At 49.0% G+C, this 16,099-nt stretch carries 12 protein-coding genes and 1 riboswitch; of the genes, 5 read left to right on the top strand and 7 right to left on the bottom strand.

Features of this window, described 5'->3' with window-relative positions; translation table 11 throughout:
* Nucleotides 1-96: 96 nt before the first annotated feature.
* On the top strand, nucleotides 97-990 hold the full coding sequence (locus AC4IFB_RS20670) for a phosphoribosylaminoimidazolesuccinocarboxamide synthase (RefSeq protein ID WP_490781188.1): 894 nt from the start codon (nucleotides 97-99) through the stop codon (nucleotides 988-990).
* Between the two features lie 494 nt (nucleotides 991-1,484).
* A complete protein-coding gene (locus tag AC4IFB_RS20665; RefSeq protein ID WP_490778113.1) occupies nucleotides 1,485-1,748 on the top strand; it encodes a glutaredoxin family protein in 264 nt (87 codons plus the stop codon).
* A gap of 96 nt (nucleotides 1,749-1,844) precedes the next feature.
* On the opposite strand, the gene fba is transcribed toward AC4IFB_RS20665, so the two are convergent.
* From fba to AC4IFB_RS20635, 6 genes are all read right to left on the bottom strand, one after another.
* Nucleotides 1,845-2,909 carry a class II fructose-bisphosphate aldolase gene (gene fba / locus AC4IFB_RS20660; RefSeq protein ID WP_490781187.1) on the bottom strand — a complete coding sequence of 355 codons (1,065 nt, stop codon included), beginning with the start codon at nucleotides 2,907-2,909 and terminating at the stop codon, nucleotides 1,845-1,847.
* A gap of 48 nt (nucleotides 2,910-2,957) precedes the next feature.
* A complete protein-coding gene (gene pyk, locus AC4IFB_RS20655; protein ID WP_490781186.1) occupies nucleotides 2,958-4,427 on the bottom strand; it encodes a pyruvate kinase in 1,470 nt (489 codons plus the stop codon).
* Nucleotides 4,428-4,504: 77 nt separating this feature from the next.
* Nucleotides 4,505-5,686 (bottom strand): phosphoglycerate kinase, encoded by a 1,182-nt coding sequence (locus AC4IFB_RS20650; protein WP_490781185.1) that lies wholly within the window; start codon nucleotides 5,684-5,686, stop codon nucleotides 4,505-4,507.
* A 152-nt stretch (nucleotides 5,687-5,838) separates the two neighbouring features.
* On the bottom strand, nucleotides 5,839-6,840 hold the full coding sequence (gene gap / locus AC4IFB_RS20645; RefSeq protein ID WP_490778117.1) for a type I glyceraldehyde-3-phosphate dehydrogenase: 1,002 nt from the start codon (nucleotides 6,838-6,840) through the stop codon (nucleotides 5,839-5,841).
* 81 nt (nucleotides 6,841-6,921) lie between these two features.
* Entirely contained in the window at nucleotides 6,922-8,910 is a 1,989-nt protein-coding gene (tkt, locus tag AC4IFB_RS20640) for a transketolase (RefSeq protein ID WP_490778118.1), read from the bottom strand.
* A 295-nt stretch (nucleotides 8,911-9,205) separates the two neighbouring features.
* Nucleotides 9,206-9,757: a thioredoxin family protein gene (locus AC4IFB_RS20635; RefSeq protein ID WP_490778119.1), complete on the bottom strand. Its 552-nt coding sequence runs from the start codon at nucleotides 9,755-9,757 to the stop codon at nucleotides 9,206-9,208.
* Between the two features lie 158 nt (nucleotides 9,758-9,915).
* Here AC4IFB_RS20635 and metK point away from each other — a divergent pair, with 158 nt between their 5' ends.
* From metK to metF, 3 genes are all read left to right on the top strand, one after another.
* A complete protein-coding gene (metK, locus tag AC4IFB_RS20630; protein ID WP_490778120.1) occupies nucleotides 9,916-11,100 on the top strand; it encodes a methionine adenosyltransferase in 1,185 nt (394 codons plus the stop codon).
* A 21-nt stretch (nucleotides 11,101-11,121) separates the two neighbouring features.
* Nucleotides 11,122-11,204, top strand: a riboswitch (S-adenosyl-L-homocysteine riboswitch).
* A 20-nt stretch (nucleotides 11,205-11,224) separates the two neighbouring features.
* Nucleotides 11,225-12,631: an adenosylhomocysteinase gene (ahcY, locus tag AC4IFB_RS20625; RefSeq protein WP_490778121.1), complete on the top strand. Its 1,407-nt coding sequence runs from the start codon at nucleotides 11,225-11,227 to the stop codon at nucleotides 12,629-12,631.
* Nucleotides 12,632-12,724: 93 nt separating this feature from the next.
* Nucleotides 12,725-13,573, top strand: coding sequence for a methylenetetrahydrofolate reductase [NAD(P)H] (gene metF / locus AC4IFB_RS20620; protein WP_490778122.1), 849 nt, complete (start codon nucleotides 12,725-12,727; stop codon nucleotides 13,571-13,573).
* A 101-nt stretch (nucleotides 13,574-13,674) separates the two neighbouring features.
* Here the strand turns inward: metF and AC4IFB_RS20615 are convergent, their stop codons facing one another.
* Nucleotides 13,675-15,789 (bottom strand): response regulator, encoded by a 2,115-nt coding sequence (locus AC4IFB_RS20615; RefSeq protein WP_490781184.1) that lies wholly within the window; start codon nucleotides 15,787-15,789, stop codon nucleotides 13,675-13,677.
* Between the last annotated feature and the right edge of the window lie 310 nt (nucleotides 15,790-16,099).

The raw sequence follows: 16,099 nt of genomic DNA, 5'->3' as shown, positions 1-16,099 counted from the left end.
TTTCAGAGGTTCATAAATCTATTCGATTGAGGATCGACATGAGTTTCATACCCGATCATGGGTATAATGACCCTTTACCTCAGCTGGTTACAACCCATGACGAACGACAGCCAAACTCTTTTCGAATCGAATCTGGACCTAAAGCTCCTCAATCGGGGAAAAGTACGTGACATCTATGAGATAGATGAGCAACACCTGTTGATCGTCACCAGTGACCGTCTTTCAGCCTTTGATGTGGTTATGCCACAACCAATCCCAGGTAAAGGTGAGGTACTGACCAGAGTGGCTAACTTCTGGTTTGATCGCACACAAGCCCTGATACCAAATCACCTTGCCACGCTCTCCCTTGATAATATTGTGCCTGATTCCGAGCAACGCCGAAGCCTCGGTGAACGCGCTATGATTGTTCGCAAACTCAAGCCGCTCCCGGTTGAAGCGATCGTACGGGGCTATCTGATCGGTTCGGGATGGAAGGACTATCAGGCAAATGGTTCAGTTTGCGGTATCCAGCTGCCTGAGCATCTCAAACAAGCCGATCGTTTACCGAATGCCATCTTCACGCCATCCACCAAAGCCGAGGTTGGTGACCATGATGTGAATATCGATTTTTCTCAGGCCAGGGATCTGCTTGGCAGCGAAATGGCAGAACAGGTCAAACAGGTCAGCCTGCGTATCTATACCGAGGCAGCAGACTATGCCTTATCACGAGGTATTATCATTGCCGATACCAAATTTGAATTCGGTGTGGATGATGAGGGTCAACTACATTTGATTGATGAAGTTCTGACACCGGATTCATCGAGATTTTGGCCAGCAGATTCATATCGACCTGGCACTAGCCCTGTCAGTTTTGACAAACAGTTTGTCAGAGATTATCTGGAAACCCTTGATTGGGATAAAACCCCACCTGGTCCAGAGCTACCACAAGAGGTGATCGATAAAACTGCAGAAAAATACAGAGAGGCTGAAAAGCGTCTCACTAGTGGGTGATGATTTAATTTAAAGAACAACCAACTGAAGCACTGTATAAAACAAACTAATGTTGGGAGCCCATTCGCAAAGAGTTCAGTTCATGAATCCTGTTCGCTTTGTAAGACTATTATTGAGCTATGATACTCAGCTTTAGTGGATTTATATTACACTTAGGGCCTGTTAACACTAATCGAATCGGCCCTGTTGTCCCTGAAAAAGCACCAATCAAGGCGCGAGGAGAGAAGTTTGGTCATTCCAAATGAACGACGAGCAACGCCGAGTGGCGTTTTTTCAGGGGTAACCCGAAGGGCTGAGGCTATTATTAGTGTTAACAGGCCCTTGTATAATGGTTCTGATTACTCTAGCTAATATGACCCGACTCAAGGTTGATTTAATAGGCCACATGAAACTGATTTATTGTCAGCATCTCATCAGTCCCACAATAAAACTATGCTGGCCCTATCACTAGCATTGGCATTAATATGAGTTTAAGGTCACAAGCTGAAGTAGAAATGACTAACCTGAAAAATAAAGCTGCCAGAGTAGTTATCTACACTACGTTGCGATGCCCCCATTGTGTTCACTTAAAACGTTGGCTGAAAAGAAACGATGTGCCCTTTCTCGATTTTAATGTGGCAAAACCGGGAAAGATCCAGAAAAAGTTCTTTGAGATTGGCGGTCAGAGCGTGCCGCTGATTCTTGTTGGTGAGCAAAAATTCGAGGGATTCAATCCCAATCAACTGAAAAAGGCTTTAGAGTTGGAAGGATTACTGTAAAAAAGAGCATCCTCTTCATCCTGCAAACTTCGAATACCCAAAAATAACAAGGGGGCCAGAAGCCCCCTTGATCAAACCGAACTGAAGATTAACTTATCAGTTGACCTTCGGATCCAGCTCTCCACTATCATAACGTCCCTGCATGTCTTCAAGCGAGATCGGTGCAATCTTATCCGCCATACCTGCAGAACCGAAGGCCTCATAGCGTGCCTTACAGATATCAGACATTGCTTTGGTCGCCTCTTTCAGGAACTTACGAGGATCGAAGTTGGACTTGTTGTCGTGAAGGTGTTTACGAACGGAACCAGTAGATGCCATACGCAGATCGGTATCGATATTGACTTTACGAACACCGTGTTTGATACCTTCAACGATCTCTTCCACTGGAACACCGTAGGTCTCACCCATATCGCCGCCATACTCATTGATGATTGCCAGCCAATCCTGTGGCACAGAGGATGAACCATGCATTACCAAATGGGTATCAGGGATACGTGCATGAATCTCTTTTACACGATCGATAGCCAGGATATCTCCTGTTGGTGGACGGGTGAACTTATAAGCACCATGTGAGGTACCGATAGCAATAGCCAAGGCGTCCACAGCAGTCTTTTTCACGAAATCTGCTGCTTCATCTGGATCAGTCAGCAGCTGACTGTGATCCAGAGTACCTTCAGCACCGATGCCATCTTCTTCACCAGCCTGACCGGTTTCCAACGAACCCAGGCAACCAAGCTCGCCTTCAACAGAGACACCACCAGCATGAGCCATCTCGACAACCTTGGCAGTAGTATCTACGTTGTACTCATAAGAAGAAGGTGTTTTACCGTCACTCATCAGCGAGCCATCCATCATTACAGATGAAAAACCTGATTGGATGGAACGCAGACATACTGAAGGTGAGGTACCGTGATCCTGATGCATACAGACCGGAATATGTGGATACATCTCGGTTGCAGCAATAATCAGGTGACGCAGGAAGGGTTCACCTGCATATGAGCGTGCGCCGGCAGATCCTTGCAGGATAACCGGACTTTTTGCAGCATCCGCTGCCAGCATGATTGCATGCACTTGTTCCATGTTGTTGACATTGAACGCCGGCAGGCCATAGCCGTGTTCCGCGGCATGGTCGAGAAGTTGGCGCAGGGAAATCAGAGCCATGATAGCCTCCTTAGTTTTCTGTTTATATACTCGTTACAACTAATGACACTACTCACCAGCAGTGTCTTCAATCTGACTTTCAGTGAGTACATGTTCGCCGACACGCATCACTTTCATAATATTTGTTTGACCCTCTACACCGGAGCGATCACCTTTGGTGATGATCACCAAGTCATTTTCTCTAACCTCTCCACGGCGCAGCAGCTCATCGATGACCTCTTCATTGACCTGAGCAATGTTGGTACTGGAGACATCGAAACTGACAGGATAGACACCACGGTAGAGTGTCACTTTTCGGCGGGTGTGTACATGCCGGGTCAAGGCATAAATTGGGATATCCGAACTGATTCGAGACATCCATTTAACTGTGGAACCTGATTCAGTCAACGCTGCAATCGCTTTTACCCCGAGATGGTTAGCGGTATACATGGTGGACATGGCTATTGCTTCATCCACACGACCGAAGACACTATCGAGGCGATGATCAGAGCGTCTTGCGGTTTGATGTTTTTCAGCTTCGACACAGACACGGTCCATTGCCTTAACGACTTTGTGCGGATACTTTCCCACTGAGGTTTCAGCAGAAAGCATCACTGCATCGGTACCATCGAGTACTGCATTCGCAACGTCAAAGACCTCAGCACGGGTTGGAATCGGACTCTCGATCATCGACTGCATCATCTGCGTTGCAGTGATCACCACCGAGTTCAACTGGCGAGCCTTCTTGATCATCATTTTCTGCACTGCTGGAAGCTCAGCATCGCCGATCTCGACCCCCAGATCACCACGGGCGACCATGATGGCATCGGATTCCTGAATAATCTCCTCTATGTAGTCGAGCGCTTCCGCACGTTCAACCTTGGCAATGATGCCACCTTGTCCACCCGCCTCTCTCAGCAGGCGTCGTGCTTCTCTGCAATCTTCACCATTGCGAACAAACGAAACAGCCAGATAATCGACATCGATTTCCGCAGCAAACAGGATATCTTCACGATCCTTATCGGTCAGTGCAGGTGCAGATAAGCCCCCCCCTTTTTTATTAATCCCTTTGTTGTTGGAGAGCTTGCCACCGACAACCACTTTGCATCGGACTTCACTCCCTTCAACCTCAGAGATCCAGAGTTCAATGGCGCCATCATCGAGAATCAGAGTATCGCCCCGGGAGACATCTTTAATCAGCTCCGGGTAGGTCAGGCCAACCCGCTCGTCATCGCCCGCACTCAGTGCTAACGCAGCATCAAGAGTAAACAGGCCATTCTCTTCTAGAATGGTATAACCTGATTTGAATTTACCTATGCGAATTTTCGGCCCCTGAAGATCAGCCAGCACACCAATCTGGCGGCCACAGGCACGGGCACGGTTACGTATCCGATCCGCACGTTGTCTTTGTGCGTCATGGACGTCATGTGAAAGGTTGAGGCGAACGATATCAACCCCGGCGTGAATGAGCTTATCGAGAACCTTAGGGTCATCCGTTGCCGGACCCAGGGTTGCTACTATTTTGGTTCTTCTTGGCATATCTATCCGCTTACATGCTTGCTGCACGTCTGATTGGGCCGGACCCCTGTCCGGCCTCTGGGTTGTGAACAGCCCCACTATTTGGCCGCACAAGCCTCCAACATCGCAACCGCAGGTAGTGTCTTGCCTTCCAGGTATTCCAGGAAGGCACCACCAGCAGTAGAGATGTAGGTGACTTTGTCATAGATGTCATACTTCTGAATCGCAGCAATGGTGTCACCACCACCCGCCAGGGAAAATCCTGCAGAATCGGCAATCGCCATAGAGACAGTTTTAGTACCCTCTCCAAACTGATCGAATTCGAAGACACCAACTGGACCATTCCATACAATGGTGCCTGCCTTTTTGATGATTTCAGCCAACTCATTGGCACTGTCAGGACCAATGTCGAAAATCATTTCATCATCAGCTACCTCGCCAGCAGGTTTCAATACAGCGGGCTCTTCTTCTGCGAAATTCTTGCCTACCACAACATCAGTAGCGATAGGGATATTCGCACCACGGGCCTTCATCTTTTCAACCAAAGCCTGAGCCGTGGGTACCAGATCATCTTCACAAAGGGATTTACCTACATTGTGTCCGGTCGCCTTTAGAAAAGTGTTTGCGATACCGCCACCGACAACCAGTTGATCAACCTTTTCTGAGAGGGATTCCAGTACAGTGAGCTTGGTCGAAACTTTGGAACCACCCACGATCGCCACCATTGGGCGAGCAGGTTTGGCGAGCGCCTTGGCCAGATTATCCAACTCATCAGCAAGTAAAAGTCCGGCACAGGCGACTGGAGCAAACTTACCAGCACCATGGGTAGAGGCTTGAGCACGATGTGCAGTACCAAAAGCATCCATCACATAGACATCACAAAGTGCGGCATATTTTTTTGCCAGCGCTTCGTTGTCTTTTTTCTCACCTGCATTGAAGCGAACATTCTCAAGCAGAACGACCTCGCCCTCTGCCAGGTCAAAGCCACCATCAAGGTAGTCTTTAATCAGGCGTACCGTAGTACCAAGCTTGGCAGACATGTCATCTGCGATCGGCGCCATGGAGTTCTCATCCGAATAGACGCCCTCTTCAGGCCGTCCACGGTGGGACATTACCATCACCTTAGCACCGGCCTTGACACAATGTTCGACTGTCGGCATGGAAGCCGAAATACGTGCATCCGAAGTTACCTTGCCATCTTTAACTGGCACATTGAGGTCAGCGCGGATTAGTACGCGCTTGCCAGCAAGGTCAAGATCGGTCAACTTGATAAAAGACATAACAGACTCCTGCGTCGATTTTAATTTTGATTTATGAATTCTGAGTTATGGATTTTGTTGTTTCCGGTTACAACAACCTAAAAAATACATAACTCAAGATTCACTATTGCGAAATCACGGGACAGCGATACCTGTCCCGTGAATATCAGAGCTTACTTGGAGACGTGCTCAACCACACGCAGCATGTTGCAGGTGTAGCCGTACTCATTGTCATACCAAGAGACAACCTTGACGAAGGTGTCATCCAGAGCGATACCAGCGCCAGCATCGAAAATCGATGGGTTAGAACAACCACGGAAATCAGTGGAGACCACTTTTTCCTCGGTGTAAGCCAACACACCAGCCAGATCGCCTGACTCAGAAGCCGCTTTCATAGCCGCACAGATTTCGTCGTAGCTGGCACCACTGTTCAGTTCAACAGTCAGGTCGACCACTGATACGTCAGAGGTTGGCACACGGAAAGCCATACCGGTCAGCTTGCCATTCAGTTCTGGCAATACCTTACCTACAGCTTTTGCAGCACCAGTTGATGAAGGGATGATGTTCTCCAGAATACCACGGCCACCACGCCAATCTTTCATGGAAGGTCCATCAACAGTCTTCTGGGTAGCAGTCGCAGCATGAACAGTAGACATCAGGCCACGCTTGATGCCCCACTTGTCATTCAGTACTTTGGCTACAGGCGCCAGACAGTTGGTGGTACAGGAAGCTGCTGAAACGATGGCCTGACCACTGTATTCATTGTGGTTTACGCCATACACGAACATTGGGGTAGCATCCTTGGAAGGCGCACTCTGTACGACTTTTTTGGCACCAGCGTCGATGTGCTTCTGACAAGTCTCTTCGGTGAGGAAGAAGCCAGTACACTCAATCACCAGATCAGCACCAATCTCGTCCCATTTCAGGTCAGCAGGATCGCGCTCTGCAGTCAGGCGGATCTTTTTGCCGTTGACCACCATGTTGCTGCCATCTACTGACACATCACCATTGAAATTGCCATGAACCGAATCGTACTTCAGCATGTAGGCGAGATAGTCAGGTTCCAGCAGATCGTTGATGCCAACGACTTCAATACCAGGGAAGTCTTTTGCGATAGCACGGAATGCCATACGGCCGATGCGGCCAAAACCGTTGATACCTACTTTGATAGTCATAGCGATTCTCCGTTAAACAGTTATAGAGTTTTCATTTATTAGGGTCGGATGGAGGCGCGTATAACGCGCCTCTCAATCATCTCAAGCGGTCACTTCATTGATCGCAGCAATCACATTTTCAGCAGTAAAACCGAACTCTTTGAAGAGTTCGCCAGCTGGAGCAGATTCACCAAAATGATCAATACCAATGACCTTGCCGTTGATACCAACATATTTGTACCAGCCGTCGGTGACTGCAGCTTCAACTGCCACACGGGCGGTTACAGCTGCTGGGAGTACAGACTCTTTGTAAGCCGCATCCTGTGCATCAAACAGTTTGGTGTTTGGCATCGAAACTACCCGCACCTTCTTGCCGGAATCTGCAGCCGCTTTGACTGCCAGATCAACTTCAGAGCCGGTAGCGATAACAATTGCCTCAGCAGTGCCGTCACAGTCTGCAACAACATAACCACCTTTGGCGATGTCTGCGATCTGGGCATCAGTACGATCCTGATGAGCCAGACCTTGACGAGAGAAGATCAGGCATGATGGGCCGTCACTCTTTTCGACAGCTGCCTTCCATGCGACTGCAGTCTCAACTGCATCACAAGGACGCCAGACATCCATATTCGGTACCATACGCAGGGTAGGAATCTGCTCGACAGGCTGATGGGTAGGTCCGTCCTCACCCAAGCCGACAGAGTCATGGGTATAGACAAAGATCGATTGAATCTTCATCAATGCCGCCATACGCAGCGCATTACGGGCATACTCGGAAAACATCAGAAAGGTGCCGCCGTAGGGGATGAATCCGCCATGCAGCGCCACGCCATTCATAATCGCGGACATACCGAACTCTCTAACACCGTAAGAGATGTAGTTACCATCGGTATTGCCATCAGTGATCGACTTGGAACCAGACCATGCTGTGAGATTTGAAGGGGTCAGGTCAGCAGAACCACCCAGGAATTCCGGCAGTAGTGGCCCATAACCATTCAATGCATTCTGTGATGCCTTACGTGTCGCAGGTGATTCTGCTTTTGCATTGACCTCTGCGATAAACTTGCTTGCTTCGCTTTCCCAGTTATCCGGCAGATCACCGCTCATACGACGACTGAACTCTGCAGCCAACTCGGGAAATGCAGCCTGATAGGCAGCAAACTTCTCATTCCAGGCAGTTTCAGATTCGCTTCCGGAAGCTTTTGCATCCCAACCCTGGTAGATCTCATCGGGTATAACGAATGCATCGTGTTTCCATCCCAGCTGCTCACGGGTAGCAACGATCTCTTCAGCACCCAGAGGTGCGCCGTGACAGTCGTGACTGCCAGCCAGGTTGGGAGATCCAAAACCGATCGTGGTTTTGCAGCAGACCAGGCAAGGCTTGTCACTATCGGCCTTAGCTGCCTCGATTGCCTGATTGATGGCGTCGGCGTCGTGTCCGTCAACACCACGAATCACCTGCCAGCCATAGGACTCGAAACGTGCTGGGGTATCATCGGTAAACCATCCCTCGGTTTCACCATCGATACTGATACCGTTGTCATCCCAGAATGCTATCAGCTTACCCAGACCTAGGGTCCCGGCCAGAGAGCAGGATTCATGGGAGATACCTTCCATCATGCAGCCGTCACCCATGAAGACATAGGTATAGTGATCAACGACATCATGTCCGGGCTGGTTGAATTGAGCCGCCAGGGTCTTCTCTGCCAGGGCCATACCCACCGCATTGGTGATGCCCTGTCCAAGTGGACCAGTGGTAGTCTCAACACCAGGCGCATAACCATATTCCGGATGACCCGGTGTTTTGGAATGAAGCTGACGGAAATTCTTCAGATCATCGATGCTCAGCTCATAGCCAGTGAGGTGAAGCAAGGAATAGATCAACATTGAACCATGACCGTTAGAAAGCACGAAGCGATCGCGATCGGCCCAATCCGGGTTAGCTGGATTGTGTTTGAGGTGGCTGTTCCATAATACTTCAGCGATATCGGCCATGCCCATGGGCGCACCCGGATGACCTGAATTGGCTTTTTGCACAGCATCCATACTTAGGGCACGAATGGCGTTGGCAAGTTCTCTGCGTGAGGACATTGACCCCTCCTGATTTATTAATGATTTGGTTATTTGTTTCGAAACTCAGCGGTGTATTAACACTGCGGATTTCAGCTAAATTTCTAAATTCTTTGTTCTGTAACCCTTTGGCTGCCCCTCTGTCTGTCACTCCCCTTTACTGAATAGGACAAATTCAAACCGGCTCGGGCAAAGGATCGCTATTCTGACTCAAGCAATGAGCTTAGGGCAAAGCAGCTGGCTTTAATGGCCGATAAGCTGGCTTGATGCATAATAAAATACCTGCAATTAGTTAACAATTTCAATGGGTTGAATATTACCGCCACTTAATGGAACAGCCCATACTGGGTATCTGATCCTGTGGCCCCCTACCCGTCTCAGCCACCTGTTTCATCGCTTCGAAGAGGTCACGACGCACCTTGGGATCAGCTGCTTCCTTCTTACTTTCATCCAATCTGCCCCGGTATTGCAGCTTCAATTCAGCGTTGTACCCAAAGAAATCAGGAGTGCAAACCGCACCATAGGCCTTTGCCACATGCTGTGTTTCGTCAATCAAGTAAGGAAAAGGAAAGTTCAGATTCTCAGCGATGAGGCGCATATTTTCAAAGGAGTCTTCGGTGTAATCTGTAGGATCATTCGACATAATCGCAACACAGTTGACACCCAATTCTGCCAGATCCTTCGCATCCCGTATAATTCGGTCTATAACTGCCTTGACATAGGGGCAATGGTTGCAGATAAACATCACCATCAACCCTTTTTCTCCGGCGCATTGCTGCAGCGACCACTGCTTGCCATCGACGCCGGGAAGAACAAAATCCGGAGCCTCGGCATCAAAGTCACAAATCGGTGTCTGTAGGGAGACCATTATTAGTACGCTCAATACATTGAATTGAATCAGGGTGGGGCATTATGCAAAAAGCAGGCTGGTGTGTAAAATCCGGTTTCGCCTTGTGTTGGCCCGTTCATACATAGCTGTATCATATAGTCAGTGATACCAATGACATACAAAATATCAGGTAAACCATGAGTAAAGACTTCATTTTCACCTCAGAGTCGGTCTCTGAAGGACATCCAGACAAAGTTGCAGACCAGATCTCCGATGCCATGCTGGATGCAATTCTGCAACAGGACCCCCATCCGGACAGGGCTCGCGTAGCCTGCGAAACCCTGATTAAAACTGGCGCTGTCATGGTGGCCGGGGAAATTACTACAGAAGCGTGGATCGACCTGGACGAACTGGTTCGTGGTGTGGTTTGCGATATTGGCTACACCAGTTCCGATGTCGGCTTTGATGGTTCAACCTGTGCCGTGATGTCCCTGATTGGTAAACAGTCTGCCAATATTGCCCAGGGTGTCGACCGCTCAGCCCCTGAAGAACAGGGTGCAGGTGACCAGGGCATGATGTTTGGCTATGCAACCAACGAGACGGATGTGTTGATGCCAGCGCCGATCACCTACGCCCATCGGCTGGTGCATCGTCAATCAGAAATTCGTAAATCAGGCATTCTGCCCTGGTTGCGCCCCGACGCCAAAAGCCAGGTAACACTTGAATATGAAGATGGCCAGGTGACCGGCATCGGCGCTGTGGTGCTCTCCACCCAGCACGATCCTGACATAGATCACAAGCAGCTTCAGGAAGCGGTGATGGAGAACATCATCCAGCCCGTATTACCAAAAGCGTGGCTGGACAAATGCCCCGCTGACAAGATCCACATCAATCCCACAGGCAGCTTCGTGATTGGTGGCCCGGTAGGTGATTGCGGCCTCACCGGTCGAAAGATCATCGTTGATACCTATGGCGGTGCGGCAAGACATGGTGGTGGCGCTTTTTCTGGCAAGGACCCCTCCAAGGTTGACCGTTCTGCGGCTTACGCTGGTCGTTATGTCGCAAAAAACATCGTTGCTGCGGGATTGGCTGATCGTTGTGAAATCCAGGTCTCCTACGCAATAGGCGTGGCTGAACCCACTTCAATCATGGTCGAGACTTTTGGCACAGGCAAAATTCCCGATGAGGCCATTGTCGCACTGGTTCGCCAACATTTTGATCTACGGCCTTATGGCATCCTAAAGATGCTCGATCTATTGAACACAGATACAATTAAATACCGCAAGACTGCTGCCTATGGCCATTTTGGTCGTGAGGACGAAGGTTTCACCTGGGAGAACACAGACAAAGCGGATATCCTCAGAGAGGATGCAAAACTCTAACCGAGATTATTAACAAACTTCCATTCCGAGGAGCGCTGCAACGGATCCAGATCCGCCAGGCTCGGAGTTGAAGTGTGATGAAATTAAAACCGCGCTCACTCACGATATTCAGGAGATGACTACCATGAGTGAGTTCACCGATTATAAAGTTGCTGATATTTCCCTGGCCGATTTCGGCCGCCGCGAAATTGCCATTGCCGAGACAGAAATGCCCGGTCTGATGGCAATTCGTGAAAAGTACGCCCCCCAACAACCCCTCAAGGGAGCCCGTATCACCGGCTCTCTGCATATGACCATCCAGACGGCTGTGCTGATTGAAACCCTGGTTGCCCTGGGGGCTGAGGTTCGTTGGTGTTCCTGTAATATCTTCTCAACCCAGGACCATGCAGCTGCTGCCATCGCCGCTGAGGGCATTCCGGTCTATGCCTGGAAAGGGGAGTCACTGGAGGAGTATTGGTGGTGTACAGAGCAGGTTCTCAACTGGCCTAATGGCGAATCCCCCAATATGATTCTCGACGATGGTGGAGATGCCACCCTGCTGGTGCATAAAGGTGTGGAGTTTGCTGACGCCGGTGCCGTGCCTGAGCCAAAAGCCGATGATGCAGAAGAGTGGCAGGTAATCCTCGGTGTTCTCAAGCGCAGTCTTGAAGAGGATCCAAAGCGCTATCACCGTATGGCCGAGTCGATCAAAGGGGTAACTGAAGAGACAACCACGGGTGTACATCGCCTCTACCAGATGATGGAGCAGGGCACCCTGCTGTTCCCGGCAATGAACGTCAACGACTCGGTCACCAAATCCAAGTTCGACAACCTCTACGGCTGCCGCGAATCTCTGGTTGATGGTATCAAACGGGCGACTGATGTGATGATTGCCGGAAAAATCGCACTGGTAGCCGGTTATGGCGACGTAGGCAAGGGCTGTGCCCAATCCCTGCGTGGTCTGGGTGCAACGGTATGGGTGACAGAGATCGACCCCATATGCGCCTTACAGGCGGCGATGGAGGGTTACCGGGTGGTTACCATGGAGGAGGCTGCACCTCTGGCCGATATCTTCGTCACCACCACCGGCAACTTCAAGATTATCACCCACGATCACATGGCTGCGATGAAAAACCAGTCTATCGTCTGCAATATCGGCCACTTCGACAATGAAATCGATATTGCCGGCATCAAACAGTACCAGTGGGAAGAGATCAAACCACAGGTTCATCACGTCATCTTTCCAGACGGTAAACGGATCATCATGTTGGCAGAAGGCCGCTTGGTCAATCTAGGCTGCGCAACTGGTCATCCCAGCTTTGTAATGTCCAACTCATTCTCCAATCAGGTGTTGGCACAGATCGAGTTCTTCACCCGTACTGGTGATTACGAAAACAAGGTCTATGTATTACCCAAGAAGCTCGATGAAGAGGTTGCCAGACTGCATCTCGCCAAGATCGGTGCGAACCTGACCACCCTGTCGGATGAGCAGGCAGACTATATTGGCGTACCTGTGGAAGGCCCCTATAAGCCTGCGCACTATCGCTATTAAACAACCTGCCTCTGTCTGTTACAGCGAGATGGTTGACCGGCTTGAATCGGTCAACCATCTTCCAAACTACTCTTGTTGCGGTAGCCGCTTGTCATGAATGATCAATTAAAACAGCAAATCTTCAGCTTCGAACTCTTCCCTGCAAAAACGGAAAAGGGGTTTGAAAACCTAAAAACAAATGTAGAAAAGTTACAAACACTCAATCCAGCTTTCTTTTCTGTCACCTATGGCGCTGGCGGTTCCACCCAACAGCGTACCTTCGATACCGTAGACTGGTTGGTAGAGAAAAAGATCGACACTGCTCCCCATCTCTCCTGTATCGGTGCCGACAAGAGTGAAATCATCGAACTCTTGGAACGCTACCGGGATCAAGGCATTCGTCGATTGGTGGCACTGCGTGGCGATCTGCCTTCCGGGATAGGTCTTGGCGGCCTGGGTGAACTCAATCATGCCAATCAATTGGTGGAACTGATCCGTGAGACCTTTGGTGACTATTTTCATATTGAAGTGGCAGCCTATCCTGAATTCCACCCTCAGGCAGCCACTCCGGAACAGGATCTACAACACTTCAAAGGAAAGGTCGAAGCCGGTGCAAACAGCGCGATCACCCAATATTTTTACAATGCAGATGCCTATTTTCGCTTCCTCGATGAATGTCACAGACTACAGATAGAGATTCCCATCGTACCGGGCATCATGCCAATCACTAACTTCACCCAGCTGGCCAGATTCTCCGATGCATGTGGCACAGAGATTCCCCGTTGGCTTAGAAAGCGACTGGAAGGCTATGGCGATGATCTGGAATCGATCCGCAGTTATGGGGCTGAAGTGGTGACCGCGATGTGCGAACGCCTGCTTGCCGGGGGAGCGCCTGGATTACATTTTTACACCATGAACCAATCAGCACACTGTCTAAAGATCTGGCAAGCACTGCAGCTCTAGTTTGGAGCTTCATACTAGTGAGCCGCGTAGCCCACTAGAGCTGAGAGTGAATTTGGTAACACTCTGAGCCATACTACAGGCCGAATGCGGGTTAACCGCGTTCAGCCTGGGGCTGGCAACCAGTGCTTGGCATCGGTTCGGCCATTGAGGTGGCGCTCTATGATGCTGTCCAACACCTCAGGCTCGACCGGTTTTGTGAGAAAACCATCCATACCAACCCGAATACATAGCTCCATCATATCCTCGACACTATTCGCAGTCAGGGCATAGATAGTCATATATCGGCTTTGGGATTCCCGCTCCCTGTAGAGACGAGTGAACTCTATGCCATCCACATCAGGCATACACAAGTCGATAAACGCCAGCTCATACTCTTTCTCATTAAGTGCCTGTAAAGCCTCCTTGCCGTTTCTGGTCACTTTGACCTGATGCCCACGCTGCTTCAGTAGAGTTGCCAACACCTTTGAAGCAATAACATTGTCGTCTGCAAGTAATATGTTAATGGCGCGATCATTAATACCTTGATCACGATTCTCACTGATATCAGAACTCTGTTCATAATAAGGGACTAAAAGATCCATCACTGTCTGAGCCAGATCCATACTGAGAAAAGGCTTAATCAAGACTGGCGTACTGATCGAGGCATAACTGAGATTTTCAGTACGATAGCCCACCAAAATCATTGGAATCGAAGGTTCTTTTGTGTTGACGCAGCGGGTAACCTGCTTGATGGCGTTGTCATTGAACGAATCACAAACCAATAGAAAATCTGGATTCTTATCAAGCTGTCGGCAAAAGCGGTTCAACTCATTTGCTGATAGTGCCTTCATACCAAGCTCATCAACAATCTGCAGGTGTATCTGCATGGCATTGGGATCCTGATCATAAATCAGTACTTTTTTATCTTTCAGCAGTGGGTATTTTTGTGCCATCGGCACTACTTCCTGATAGGCCTCGTTAGTAGTTTCATCTCCCAGCAAGGGCAAACGAACACTGAATTTAGTTCCTTCTCCCGGGCTACTGATGACATTAACCTGCCCCTTCATCAAACGTGTCAGATCCCGAATCACCGAGGTACCAAGACCCGCACCTTCAAAACGTTTCTGCTGATTGCTCTCATCCGCCTGCCAGTAGGCATTGAAAATCTCAGCTAATTTCTCCTCTGGGATACCTATCCCGCTGTCTTCAACCTCAAACAGGATATGGCGGGCTGGAACTTCAGCACTCCCTTCTGACAAATTGACCCGCAAACAGACATATCCTTGGTCAGTAAACTTTATTGCATTACCCACCATATTGAACAGAATCTGAGTGACTCTGAGTCGATCACCATACAATTGTTGAGGTAGTTCAGGATCGATCCAACAGTACATCTCCAGCTTCTTCCCTTGGGCTTCTGAGGCCAGACTTGAGGAGATATTCTTTACCAATTCGTAGATATCGAACCATTCGTTAGTCAACTCCAACTTGTTGGCATCTATTTTCGACAGATCAAGTACGTCGCTGATCATTGACCTGAGCAGTCTCACTGAGCCATTAATGGATTGCACATACTCCTTTTGTTCCGCATCCAGTGGTGTATTTTGCAGTAATCTGGCCATACCCATTACACCAACCAGTGGGGTACGCAGTTCATGTGTCATGGTCGCAAGGAAATTACCTCTCGCCTTCTTGGCCAACATAGCCTCGTGCTTAGCCTGGTGCAGTTGGCGCAACAGGGCGTACTGATAGGCTGGAATGACAAGTAGCAATAGTACAAAAACAAAGGCTTCCAGAATGTGTTGTTGCCACTGTTGCAGATAGATAAGAAGCATACTGTAGGAGATGAAACTCAGTACCGAAGCGATCAACAGCTGCCTGGCGCCATATCTGATGCCATATGAGATATAGATCCAGTGATAAATCAGATAGAAAGGGCTGAATGCATCTGATGTCAGGAATATCGCCAGACTGGTTGCACTGATATCAACTATAAGATCGACATCTACCCGGTAGGGCATTTTTGGCCAGATCACAATACTGATCAAGAGCAAAATAAAGTAGGTAAAATAGGTGGAATAGAGGGCAATAAGCAGTGGCAAATCAACTGAATAGTGATTCGTTTTAATTGCAAACCACATTGAGAAACAGCAAAAAAACCAGATACCCAGACGAACTAACGCCTGTTGATACTCCGAATTGGCTAGTAAGCTCTGTTCGAAGAATTTTTTAAACATGGCATGTCTTCCTTAAATGCAAGACAGAGCAGCTCCCTGACACTAACACCCTCTCTATAAACTCCGCTCTACATGCTTTGCAATATTTATTAACCCGGCACAATCTGTCTACAAACAGCAGAACATCATATCCAGACACTTCTTATGCTGCACTAAATTTAATATCTCGTTTAAGATTTAATTTCCACTTTTGGACTTAATGGAATCTTATTTGAGCTTATTAAACAGACGACCAAATAGTTAACTCTCAGCCGCAGTGAGCCGCGTCATGATCAAGAACATGCTTGAAGCTCTGAAAGTAATCTATTTG

The sequence above is a fragment of the Candidatus Thiodiazotropha sp. AKIB8 genome (assembly GCF_058244675.1).
Note: the sequence above shows the minus strand (reverse complement) of the source record. Positions and strands in the feature narration are given on the sequence as shown.

Coding starts and splice junctions, on each gene's coding strand:
- AC4IFB_RS20670 (WP_490781188.1), top strand. CDS start 97: ATGACGAACGACAGCCAAACTCTTTTCGAATCGAATCTGGACCTAAAG.
- AC4IFB_RS20665 (WP_490778113.1), top strand. CDS start 1,485: ATGACTAACCTGAAAAATAAAGCTGCCAGAGTAGTTATCTACACTACG.
- fba (WP_490781187.1), bottom strand. CDS start 2,909: ATGGCTCTGATTTCCCTGCGCCAACTTCTCGACCATGCCGCGGAACAC.
- pyk (WP_490781186.1), bottom strand. CDS start 4,427: ATGCCAAGAAGAACCAAAATAGTAGCAACCCTGGGTCCGGCAACGGAT.
- AC4IFB_RS20650 (WP_490781185.1), bottom strand. CDS start 5,686: ATGTCTTTTATCAAGTTGACCGATCTTGACCTTGCTGGCAAGCGCGTA.
- gap (WP_490778117.1), bottom strand. CDS start 6,840: ATGACTATCAAAGTAGGTATCAACGGTTTTGGCCGCATCGGCCGTATG.
- tkt (WP_490778118.1), bottom strand. CDS start 8,910: ATGTCCTCACGCAGAGAACTTGCCAACGCCATTCGTGCCCTAAGTATG.
- AC4IFB_RS20635 (WP_490778119.1), bottom strand. CDS start 9,757: ATGGTCTCCCTACAGACACCGATTTGTGACTTTGATGCCGAGGCTCCG.
- metK (WP_490778120.1), top strand. CDS start 9,916: ATGAGTAAAGACTTCATTTTCACCTCAGAGTCGGTCTCTGAAGGACAT.
- ahcY (WP_490778121.1), top strand. CDS start 11,225: ATGAGTGAGTTCACCGATTATAAAGTTGCTGATATTTCCCTGGCCGAT.
- metF (WP_490778122.1), top strand. CDS start 12,725: ATGAATGATCAATTAAAACAGCAAATCTTCAGCTTCGAACTCTTCCCT.
- AC4IFB_RS20615 (WP_490781184.1), bottom strand. CDS start 15,789: ATGTTTAAAAAATTCTTCGAACAGAGCTTACTAGCCAATTCGGAGTAT.